This window comes from Methanobrevibacter sp. 87.7, assembly GCF_002208625.1.
In the GTDB taxonomy this organism is placed as follows: domain Archaea; phylum Methanobacteriota; class Methanobacteria; order Methanobacteriales; family Methanobacteriaceae; genus Methanarmilla.
Map to the genome: position 1 here is coordinate 1 of NZ_MRCT01000045.1, position 12,077 is coordinate 12,077.

A 12,077-nucleotide genomic window follows, 5' to 3' on the forward strand; every position below is an offset into this window, starting at 1 on the left:
TAAATCAAATAAATAGCTAATTTTAAAAATATAAATTAATTTATGATAAAACAAGAAAAAATTATAAAATAATTAAAAAAACACATAAAAACAATAAATAAACAAGAAAAAATTAAAACTAAAAAAACAATGAATAAACGAGAAAAAAACTAAAAAAATAATAATTAAAAAAAAACCCTAAAACTAGATAAAAACAATAAAAATATACAAAAATAAGTGAAATATTAAAAATCTAATGCGGGGAACGGGACTTGAACCCGCGAAGGGACTAACCCAATAGGCCCTCAACCTATCGCCTTTGACCACTCGACCATCCCCGCATATTTAAAAAAAACAATTAAATAAACAGTATCTAACTGTTTAGTTGTTATAGTATATAAATATTGTGGAAAATTTAATAATTTTAATAAAAAATTATTAAATAAAAATTAATTATATAATTATCATTCTAAAATAATATCAACAAATAAATCTTTAGAATCTTCAAGGTCTTTAATTAATTCCCTATTTAAATCAGAAGAAGCTTTATTTGCCTTAATCATTAAAGTTCTTGAACAAACAAAATCACTTTTTCTACAAACTAAATCTGTTGGATGATTTAAAGGTAAATCTGGATGACCATAACCAATAATTTCATAAGAAGCATTTTCAGTTTTCAATTTAACAATAACCTTTGTATCAGAATTTCTAAGTTTATTTTTAAAATCCTCTGGAAAATCTAACATAGATTTATTAATATCTAAACCAATTATACAATCTCCAGATTTTGTAAGATTTTGATCTTTTGTTATTTCAAATGTTGATTTATGCATAGCAGTTACATTTGGATGTCCTTTTGCTTTTATTTTAAAATCCATAAATAATACTCCAAAAAATAAAAAAATAATGGTTTATTTAATAAATTACAAATAAGTAAATTACAAATACTACAACCATTATCCAAACAGACCAACCTAATTTTTTAGCTTTACCATTTGCTAAACCTGCAAATACATAAGTTATGAATCCCCATGCAATACCTAAAGAGATAGAGTAAGTTAAAATCATCATAATAATTGTCATGAAAACAGATGATGTAACCATTAAACTGTCCCATTCAATATCTTTTAATTGAGAAATCATCATACCAACAATAACTAATGCAGCTGCAGTAACTGGAGCAGTAAATAAAGATAATATAGTAGGTGCAAAGAAAATTGAAATTAAAAAGAATATTCCAGTAAAAACTGAAGTTAAACCAGTCCTACCACCTAAAGAAATACCTGTTGCACTTTCAACATAAGCAGTTAATGTACTTGTACCAAGAACAGCACCAACAATTCCACCAATTGCATCACCTAAAAATGCTTTATCAATACCTTCAACATCACCAGTTTCTTCATCAACAAAACCACATTTATTTGCTAAAGGAATTAAAGTTCCAGTAGTATCAAAAAATGTAACAAATAATAATGAGAAAAGAATTATTATTAAATTAGGAATATTTGAGAATAATCCTTTAAAACCACTAGCAAAAGCTCCGAATAATGAAACATCAAAACTAGTAGATACCCATTGAGTTGGAACTGAAGGCATTAAAATACCATGACCTATAAAGCCACATAAAGTAAAAATTAGACCTATAATAGCAGTAATAATTAAACCTAAAAATACAGAAAGTGGTACTTTTTTAATATATAAAATTAATGTAATAAAAATACCAATAAATGCTAAAAGAGCAGGAGCAGAAGTTAATGAACCCATAGAAACAATAGTTGATGGATTAGATACAATTATACCTGCACCTTTTAATCCAATAAATGCAAGGAAAAAACCAATACCAGCACCAATAGCTAACCTTAAATCATTAGGTATAGCATCGAGAATAGTTTCCCTTAAACCAGAAATAGTAATAATTAAAAATATAATACTTGAAATAAAAACAGCAGCTAAAGCTACATTCCACTGATTACCCATAGCAATAATAATTGTATAAGTAAACAATGCATTCATACCCATACCTGGAGCAAGTCCTACAGGATATTTGGAAACAAGACCCATAATAATACAAGAAACACCAGAAGCAAGTGCTGTAGCAAAGAATACAGCAGAGGTAGACATTCCACCTTCGCTTAACATAGTAGGGTTAACACCTAAAATATAAGACATAGCTAAAAATGTAGTTAAACCTGCAATAAATTCAGTTCTAACACTAGTATTATTAGAATCTAACTTAAAAAAACTATTTAACATGAAAAAAACACCTCAAAAAAATAATTATAAATTAAATAGTTTAAATAAATTTATATAATTAAATATAATTTAAAATAGAACTTAATAAAACACTATTAATAAAATATTAAAAATATAAATCCTCTAAAACCTTATTCATTAAATAATTATTGAAAAAATTAGATACAAAAAACATTATTTAAAATTTTTGATAGTATCTAAAAAATATACAAAAAACCTTAAATTAGATAGAATAAACTAATTCAGTAGTTTTCTATAAGCATATATTTAATTAAAGCAATTATTAAAATTTACCATATAATTCTTAAAATATAAAAATAATATAATTAATATAAATTTGAATATACCATGATAAAAAATATTCATAAAACAAAAAAACTCACAAAAAAAATACTATAAAAAAATACTTAAAAAATAAAAAAACTCACAAAAAAGATAAAAACTAAAATATCAAAACAAAATAAGATATTAACTTAAATTAAAAATTTAATTAAAGTGAAAAATATGAAAGGTTCATACTGTCTTATTATAAACTTATCAAATGATGATGAAATAAAAGTAGGTCGTTTATATGATAATCTAAAACTTAAGAAAGGATATTATGTATATATAGGATCTGCTATGAACTCATTATTACCAAGACTTAAAAGACATTTATCAAATAATAAGAAAATGCATTGGCATATAGATTATTTACTTAAAAGTAAATATGCAAATATAATAGAAATACTATTTACAGATAGTAAAAAAAGGATTGAATGTGACTTAGCAGATAATATTTCACCAAAAGGACATGGAATTCTAGATTTCGGATGTTCTGATTGTAATTGTAATTCACATTTAATATATTTTAATAAAAAAGAAGATGCAATAAAAAGTGTTAAAGATGCATATGACTATTTAAAAACAGAATATATGAACTTAAATGATTTTAAAAAACTAAATAAATAATATATAAAAACAGACTATATGAATTTAAATGATTTTAAAAAACTAAATAAATAAAATACATTATATAAAATAGATTATATTAAAAAACTAAATTAAATAATATATTATATTAAAATATATTACTTAATCTTTAATAAAAGATTTAAAAAAGGATTCAAACTCTTCATCACCCATAGGTTCTGGTATACAATAATCATCATTAGAAATTAAAGAACTTGCAAGTTTTTTATAATTTTTAGTTTCATTAGAATCCGGATATTTTTCAACAACAGTTTTTGCATCAAGTTCAACATCTTGAATAAGATTACTTCTTTCTACAACTCCAACTACTTTAGAACCTATTTTAGAAGCAAAAGTGTTTACAATTTCTTCCTCATTTTCAACATTACGTTTATTACAGATAATTCCACCTAAACGTCCTTTAAGTTTTTTTATTCCACGACAAATATTATTAGCAGCATAAAGAGACATATATTCACCAGATGAAACTATATAAACTTCATCAGCATAATCTTTCCTTATAGGTACTGAGAATCCACCACAAACAACATCTCCAAGTACATCATAGAATCTTACATCAATATCATCAGAAAAAGCATGTAATTTTTCAAGATATTTCATTGCAACAATAACACCTCTTCCTGCACATCCAACACCAGGTTCTGGTCCTCCACTTTCAATACATAAAACATCATTAAAACCAGTAAATACAACATCTTCTAATTTAGGATGTCTATTATCTTTAACAGTATGTATAATTGTTGGTATTCTAGACCCATATAATGTTCTTGTTGTATCTGCTTTAGGATCACAGCCTATTACCATAACTTTTAAATTATCTAAACTTAATGCTGCAGATAAATTAGCTACAGTAGTAGATTTACCAATTCCACCTTTACCATAAATAGCTATCTTTTTTTCTGTCATAATTCACCTATAATATATTATGCTTAAATAAATAATAAAATTGAAATTTAAAAATAAAAATATTTTAATTTTATATTATTTTAATACTCTAATAAAAACTTTAAAATTAAAAAAATTTAAATTAAAATCATAATATTTTAATAATAAACTATTCTAACTCTTCATCTTCACGTTTTACTAACTTATATACAAAATCACTTTCACGTAATTTAGTAGGAATAGCTACACCAACATTAACTCCTTTTGGTGCATGTTTAATTTTTTTATTATCAATTTCCATAGAATCAACAGTATATCTTACAGAACCTGTTGTAGGACCTTGAATCATTATTTCATCACCAATATTTAAATCATCCCAGATTTTAAATTCAGCAACTTTAGGTTTATTATAATAATTTATTACTTTACCAATATCTTTTTTAATATATTTAGATTTATTATTTTCACTTAATTCATATGGAGTATTAAAATAAAACCCAGTATCAAATCCACGATTAAAAACTTCTTTTAATCTTTCCATCCATTGAGGATTATATTTATAATTTTCTTTATCATTTTCATATAAATCTATGGCTTCTCTATAAACATTTGTTGCAGTAGCACAATAATCTGCAGATCTTGCTCTTCCTTCTATTTTAAATGCATCTACACCCGTATCCATCAATTCAGGAATATGTTCAATCATAGCCATATCTTTTGGAGAGAAAAATGTAGTTCTATAAGAATTATCATATGCTTCAGAAATAATAAATGATTCTTCATCTGTTTTTAAATCACTATTATTAATAACTTTATCATTAGATTCAAAATCAAAACTAAATTTCCAATTTTTACGACAAGGTTGTAGACAATCACCACAATTTGCACTTCTACCATACAATCCATAACTTAAAAAGCACCTACCAGAAATCGCCATACACATAGCACCATGAATAAATACCTCTGTTTCAATTGAAGATTTCCTAGCTATCTTTTTAATTTCTGGAATTGATAATTCCCTTGATAAAATAGCTCGTGTAGCTCCTAATTTTTTAAGTGTTTTTAAAACATAAGAATTAGAAATATTTTCTTGAACACTAATATGTGGTTCTATACCATAATCTGCAACAGTTTCTATTAAACCAATATCAGATAATATAAGTCCATCAACATCAGCATCTGCTAGTTTAGGTAATTGTTTATTTAATCTTACAATATCCTTATCTTTCATTATTGTATTAGTACAAAGATATAATTTAGAATTATAATCATGTGTAATATCTGATGCTTTCTTAACATCTTGAAGATTAAAATTAGCAGCATTTACACGCATGTTTACTCCTTCAAGTCCAATATATACTGCATCTGCACCATTTTTTAAAACTGCTGTAAGTGATGTAAAATCACCAGCAGGTGAAAGTAATTCTACCATAATATCATACCTAATTTATAAAAATTAAAAAAAATAGTAAAAGTTAATAAATAGCTAAAAACTTCTTAAATTATTAAATAAAATTAATTATTAATTTATAAATAATTAAATGTATTAAACAAAATATAAACTAAAAATAAACTAATTTACAATCATTTAAGAAACATTAACTAAATATAAAAAATTTAAATATTAAAATTTTATTAAATTATTAAATTTAAATAAATCTAATAAAATTTATAATAAGTTTCTACTTCAAGATCATGTGGTAAATAAGTTGGATAATCCTCAGTAAGACAACCAAGACATAATTCTTCTTTATCCATACCAATTGCTTTAACAAGAGAATCAATACTTATATATCCTAATGCATCAGCACCAATTTTTTCCCTCATTTCTTCTATAGTATTATTTGCAGCAATAAGTTCTTCTTTAGATGCCATTGCAACACCATAGAAACAAGGAGCAACAACAGGAGGACAACCAATAAGTAAATAAATTTTATTAGCTCCTGCTTCTTTTAAAATATTAATTAATTCAGCAGAAGTAGTTCCTCTTACAATACTATCATCTACTAAAACAATATTTTTACCTTCAAGTCCACTTTTTAATGGGTTTAATTTAAGTTTTACAGCCATTTCACGTTCTTCTTGTGTTGGCATAATAAATGTTCTTCCAACATATCTATTTTTAATTAAACCTTCACCATAAGGTATACCTGATGCACGAGAATAACCAATTGCAGCAGGAATAGCTGAATCAGGAACAGGAACAACTAAATCTGCATCAAATGGGAATTCATCATATAAATATTCCCCAATTTTTAATCTTGTATCAAACACAGATTGTTTATCAATAACACTATCCGGTCTTGCAAAGTAAACATACTCAAACATACATCTTGCATTTTGAGTTTCACTTGCAACCTCTAAAATATGACTTGAAACTTCACCATCAACAACAGAAATAATTTCACCAGGTTCTAAATCCCTAATAAAATCTGCACTTAAAACATCAAATGCAACTGTTTCAGATGCTGCAATAAACATATCATTTTTTTTAGCAATAACAAGAGGTTTCATACCTTTTGGATCACGTACTACATAAAGTTCATCATTAATTAAAATTACAAGAGAATATGAACCAATAATCATACGGGAAATTTTTTCAAAAGTATCAATCATATCATTAGAATTAGAATGTACTTCTTTAATAAGGTAACATAATACTTCACTATCAGTATCAGAATTAAATTCATAACCTTTTCTTTCTAATTGCATTCTCAATTGTTTTGAATTAACAATATCCCCATTATGAGCCATTGCAATATATCCACCTTCAAAATCAGTTACAAAAGGTTGTGAGTTTTCAAGTTTTGATTGACCAGTAGTTGAATATCTTACATGACCAATACCTACATTACCATCTAATTTTTGAATTTCATAATTTTTAAATACATCTGCTACAAGCCCCATTCCACAATAATAATTAATACCATTAACATTATTATATGTAGCAATACCTGCAGATTCTTGTCCCCTATGTTGTAATGCATATAAAGCATAATATATAGAAGGAGCTACTTCTTTAGAGGAATCTTTAGAGTAAATTCCTACAATACCACATTTATCCTTCATTGTATTCTCCATTTTAAAAAAAATTATTAAAAAGTTTTAAATAATATTGTATAAATTTATATAAATTTTATAATATATAGATTTTGATTACTTTAAATAGCTTACAATGAAATAACCTAATTTAATATAAATTATAAAAAATTCAGAATTGAATTAAAAAAATAAAATTAATTTAAAATTCTTAAAATAAATAGATATAAATTAAAATAAAAATAGAAAAAAATAAATATCTTCAAAAAAGGTTATTTATGGAAATTATAATAAATAAAAAAAATAGCTAATAAACTAATATAAAAAATAATTAAATAAAAAAATATTTAGTAAATTAATACAAAAATAATTAAGTAAGAAAAGAAAATTTAAATAATATTCAAAGAATATTATCTAAGATAATTACTAAAAAAATAAAGAAAATTAATTATTACGTAAATTAACAAATATAAGTGCAGTTCTTACAACTCTTAACCAATCAATAGCTTCATCAACTGAACGTGCACCAATAAATCCTTGACCAATTATAATATTTTCAGGTTTAAATTCATTAGTTGCAATAACTATTTTTTCTTCATCATTAAGATCTTCATTAAATGTATCAGACCATAACTGTGAAAGTGAAAATATTTCTAATATTTTTTTAGTATGAATATTAGAGTATCTTGTTTTAAAATCTGCAATTTCTGATTTTAATTCATCATTAATTTTTTGTAAATTATTAATATCTGAATTTAATTTATCATTATCTGATTCTAATTTAGATAATTTATTATTAAGTTCAAGATTTTCAGATTTTAATTTATCATTAACAGATTTAATTTCATCATAATGAATATTTAATAAATCTAAATCATTTTTTATTGATTTAAAATGATTAATATTTAATATAGAATTTAAACCAACTTTAATAATTGTCTTATTAAGTTTTGATTCAAGATATTTTATATTAACATTATTATCTAAAATTGAAAATGCTTCTATATAATTATCATCAGTTTTTAATTCATTATAAAATTGATTATATAATTTTTTATCTTCACCTTCAGCAATAATAATTATATCTGCACCAAAAGAAGCAATTTTAGCAATATTTAAATTATCTGTTTGAATAATTGCAGATAAATTAATATTAAATTGTGAAAAATCAATATTTTTACATATTAAATTTAAATATTCTGCATTTTGACTATTATTTACAATAATTCTTAAATCTATAATATCAGAAAATGCTTTCTTATTTTTTAAATTATTTAATTTATTTAATTTATCTTGATTTAATAAATTAATATCTACATGATTTACTTCTTGAGGGTTTAAATTTTCTTCTTTAAAAAATATTGGTTTAAATTCATTTATAGAATCATCTTGATATTTAGAATCTTCTTGATTATTATTATAATCATCATAATTAGACTCATTATAAGAATTTCTATTTAAATCATCATAATTAGGTTTATTATAATTTTTATCTAAATCATCATAATCAGAATAAATATTATTAGAATCATAATTTATTCTATTTATATCTTCATAATTCTCATTATCATAATATTTTTCATTATCATAATTTTGATAATTCTGATTATTATCTTCAGATAAATCTTTTAGAATGTCTTTACTTAATTCTTCTTCAGTATAATTATTATAATCTTCGTTAATTTGTTTATCATAATTATTATTTGAACGTTTATTTAAATTAGATTTAGATTTTTTCTTTGAATATTTTTGATTAGATTTTTTAGCTTCTTCATGAAGATTTTTATTCCAATAATCATCATCTTCTTTATGTATATGTTTTCTATAAACTTTAGTGTTATTACCTCTTCTCATTTTATTACCTACCTAAAAATGAATTATAGAATATACTTTAACTTAATAATATTAGTCAGAAATAATGAAAAAATCATAAATTCTAATTAATTTATTAAAAAAACAATTAATCACTATTTAATTTCTTATGCCAATTCCAAGCAGTTTCAATAATATCTTCAATTTTAGCATATTCTGGAGACCATCCTAAAACTTCTTGGATTTTACTTGAATCAGCAATAAGTTCTGCAGGATCACCTGGACGGCGACCTTCAATATTTACTGGGAAATCAACACCAGTAACTTTTTTAACAACATCTACTATTTCTTTTACTGAAAATCCTTTACCATTTCCAATATTAAATACATTAGACTCATTACCATCTTCAAGATATTTTAATCCTTCAATATGTGCTTGAGCAATATCATTTACATGAATATAATCACGTATACAAGTTCCATCAGGTGTTGGATAATCATCACCAAATATAGATATACTACTTCTTCTACCTAATGCAGCATCAAGAATTAAAGGAATTAAATGTGTTTCAGGTTCATGTAATTCACCAATTTCACAATCAGGATCATCACCACAAGCATTAAAATATCTAAATATAACATATTTAATTTTATCTTGTTTTTTAAGAGCTTCTTCAACAAGAAGTTTAGATTTACCATATGGATTAATTGGTTCTAAAGGACTTGTTTCTTTAATAGGTATAATTTCAGGAGTACCATATACTGCAGCTGTAGATGAAAATATTAATTTATCAATATTATGTTCTTCCATTGATTGAATTAAAGTTAAAGTATTCTCATAATTGTTTTTCATATAAACTTCTGGATATTTTACAGATTCTGAAACGGAAATATAAGCACCAAAATGCATTACAGCATCAATATCATATGTTTCAAAGATTTCATCTAAAAGTTCTTTATCACCATAATCACCTTCTATAAATGTTCCCCATTTAACAAAATCTTGAAATCCTTTAACTAAATTATCAAGAACAATAGTTTCATATCCTGTTTTATTTAAAGCTTTATTTACATGTGAACCAATATATCCTGCTCCACCAGTTATTAAAATCATTATATCACTCATTAAAATAAATTATATTAAAATAAAAATTTAATTTCTATAATAATAAATTATATATTTAAATAAATATTTAATTGTTTCATTAAAGAAAGAAATTTTAAAAATAATATATAAAAATAAAAAAATATTATGAAAAAATATAAAAAAATAATATACTAAATTAAAAGACTTAAAAATAGATTTAAAATAAATAATAATTAATAAAATCACATAATAAAAAAAAACTAAACTAAAAAAGAGACTAAAAAACTAAAAAACACTGAAAAATAACAAAAAAGAAACTAAAAAACTAAAAAAAACAGTAAAAAAATAACAAAAAAGACTAAAAAACACCAAAATAATAAAATAAAAAAAGAAAAAAGTAGATTATAAGAAGTATCTACCTATTTTTAAAGCTGCTGAAGGAGAGACTTTAATTAAAGCTTTTACAAGTTGAGTTGTAGAAACTTTAGTGAAATCCATATCTTTAAATGCATCAGCGATTTTATTAAGATCTTCATCATTTAAATCAAGCATATAATTTTGAACAACAGCATATTTTTTAATTTCTTCTCCAATATCATCCCTTACTAATTTATCATATTTTTTAAGGAATTTAGCAGAATAATCTCCTTCTTTAATAGCTTCAGCTGCTACTTGACCAGCATACATACCACCAGTCATACCACTAATAATTCCTCCACCAGTTAAAGGATTAACTTGTCCAGCTGCATCTCCACAAACCATTATATTATCATCATAAATTTTTTTAGGCATACCACCAACAGGATCTCCACCTACATTCATTTCAACAGCTTGTGCATCTTTAGTAATAGGACTTTTTGCAATCCAATCATCTAAATATTCTTTAGCAGTTTTACCTGGATTAAGTTTTTCTGCAGTAGGAGTAAGAATTGCTAAACCAACATTTGCAATGTCATCTCCTTTAGGGAAAACCCATACATATCCTCCAGGAGCACAAGAACCAAAGTAGAATTCAATAACTCCAGGTCTTTCAAAGTGTAAATTACACATTTCATATTGGAAACCAGATTCCATATGAACTGCTTTTGTAGCCGTTTTTAAACCTGCCCATCTACCAACATGAGATTCAGGACCATCTGCTGCAATTACAATATGTGCTTTAATATCTATTTCTTCTCCAAATCTTTCACAAGTAACAATAAATGAATCTTCAGATTTAATGACTTTTTTAGCTAAAGTTTTAATTTTAATTTCTGCACCAGCTCTAGCTGCATCCATAGCCATAAATTTATCAAAGACTTTCCTTTCTAAAATATAACCTGCTTCTGGAAGTTCAATTTCATCAGAAGTCATCCACACACTAGTATTATCAGGTGCAACAAGTCTTACTCCATCTAATTCTTTAGCAATAAATCTAGGATTAGGTTCTACACCTAATTTTTTAAGACCTTTTTTAGAAACACCTTCTGCACATCTTTTAGGAGCTCCAATTTCAGATTTTTTATCTATTAATATTACTTTTGCCCCACCTAACGCTGCATGTTTTGCTGCTGTAGAACCAGCAGGTCCTGCTCCAACTACTAATACATCTGTTTCAATCATAATATACACCTATTCTTGTTCTAATGCATTTATAGGACATGCTGCAACACATGTACTACATTCTTTACACTCATCAGTTTTAAATTCTAAATTTGTTTCTCTGACTGTGATTAAGTTTCTTGGACATACTCCAGCACATTCACCACAGTAAACACACCAATCTTTAACAATCATAATAATTTCTCCAAAATATATTGAAAAAAGATTTAAAAAAAAATAATCTTAATAAATTAAGTTAATAATAATATTATTTCTTATATTATTTAAAACTTTACTATATAAATAATAATAGAATAATAAGTTTTTAAACGGATTTTAAAAACTGATTAAAAATTATAATAATTAAATTATTAAAATAACAAGATAATTACGATTTTAAACTAAAATAGATAAAATATCATATTTTTATTAAATAAAAATCAATTTTAAAATTAAAAATATTTTATGA

At 24.2% G+C, this 12,077-nt stretch carries 10 protein-coding genes and 1 tRNA gene; 1 reads left to right on the forward strand and 10 read right to left on the reverse strand.

The window, feature by feature from the left end; genetic code table 11:
* Nucleotides 1–236: 236 nt before the first annotated feature.
* From BGI41_RS03405 to BGI41_RS03415, 3 genes are all read right to left on the reverse strand, one after another.
* Nucleotides 237–320: transfer RNA gene (locus tag BGI41_RS03405), tRNA-Leu, on the reverse strand.
* A 123-nt stretch (nt 321–443) separates the two neighbouring features.
* The gene (locus BGI41_RS03410) at nt 444–857 is read right to left on the reverse strand and encodes a DUF371 domain-containing protein (protein WP_088538838.1); all 414 of its coding nucleotides are present in this window, start codon (nt 855–857) and stop codon (nt 444–446) included.
* Between the two features lie 37 nt (nt 858–894).
* On the reverse strand, nt 895–2,232 hold the full coding sequence (locus tag BGI41_RS03415; protein WP_088538839.1) for an NCS2 family permease: 1,338 nt from the start codon (nt 2,230–2,232) through the stop codon (nt 895–897).
* Between the two features lie 504 nt (nt 2,233–2,736).
* Here BGI41_RS03415 and BGI41_RS03420 point away from each other — a divergent pair.
* Nucleotides 2,737–3,183 (forward strand): DUF123 domain-containing protein, encoded by a 447-nt coding sequence (locus BGI41_RS03420; protein ID WP_088538840.1) that lies wholly within the window; start codon nt 2,737–2,739, stop codon nt 3,181–3,183.
* A 123-nt stretch (nt 3,184–3,306) separates the two neighbouring features.
* Here BGI41_RS03420 and cfbC read toward each other — a convergent pair whose 3' ends face one another.
* The 7 genes from cfbC to BGI41_RS03455 all read right to left on the reverse strand — a co-directional run bounded on the left by cfbC (nt 3,307) and on the right by BGI41_RS03455 (nt 11,803).
* A complete protein-coding gene (gene cfbC / locus BGI41_RS03425; RefSeq protein ID WP_088538841.1) occupies nt 3,307–4,110 on the reverse strand; it encodes a Ni-sirohydrochlorin a,c-diamide reductive cyclase ATP-dependent reductase subunit in 804 nt (267 codons plus the stop codon).
* A 148-nt stretch (nt 4,111–4,258) separates the two neighbouring features.
* On the reverse strand, nt 4,259–5,521 hold the full coding sequence (locus tag BGI41_RS03430) for a peptidase U32 family protein (protein WP_088538842.1): 1,263 nt from the start codon (nt 5,519–5,521) through the stop codon (nt 4,259–4,261).
* Between the two features lie 227 nt (nt 5,522–5,748).
* On the reverse strand, nt 5,749–7,158 hold the full coding sequence (purF, locus tag BGI41_RS03435) for an amidophosphoribosyltransferase (protein WP_088538843.1): 1,410 nt from the start codon (nt 7,156–7,158) through the stop codon (nt 5,749–5,751).
* Nucleotides 7,159–7,572: 414 nt separating this feature from the next.
* Nucleotides 7,573–8,982, reverse strand: coding sequence for a hypothetical protein (locus BGI41_RS03440; protein WP_088538844.1), 1,410 nt, complete (start codon nt 8,980–8,982; stop codon nt 7,573–7,575).
* 106 nt (nt 8,983–9,088) lie between these two features.
* Nucleotides 9,089–10,054: a UDP-glucose 4-epimerase GalE gene (galE, locus tag BGI41_RS03445; RefSeq protein ID WP_088538845.1), complete on the reverse strand. Its 966-nt coding sequence runs from the start codon at nt 10,052–10,054 to the stop codon at nt 9,089–9,091.
* 375 nt (nt 10,055–10,429) lie between these two features.
* Nucleotides 10,430–11,629, reverse strand: coding sequence for an NAD(P)/FAD-dependent oxidoreductase (locus BGI41_RS03450; RefSeq protein WP_088538846.1), 1,200 nt, complete (start codon nt 11,627–11,629; stop codon nt 10,430–10,432).
* Nucleotides 11,630–11,638: 9 nt separating this feature from the next.
* On the reverse strand, nt 11,639–11,803 hold the full coding sequence (locus BGI41_RS03455; protein WP_042707429.1) for a DUF362 domain-containing protein: 165 nt from the start codon (nt 11,801–11,803) through the stop codon (nt 11,639–11,641).
* Nucleotides 11,804–12,077: the final 274 nt, after the last annotated feature.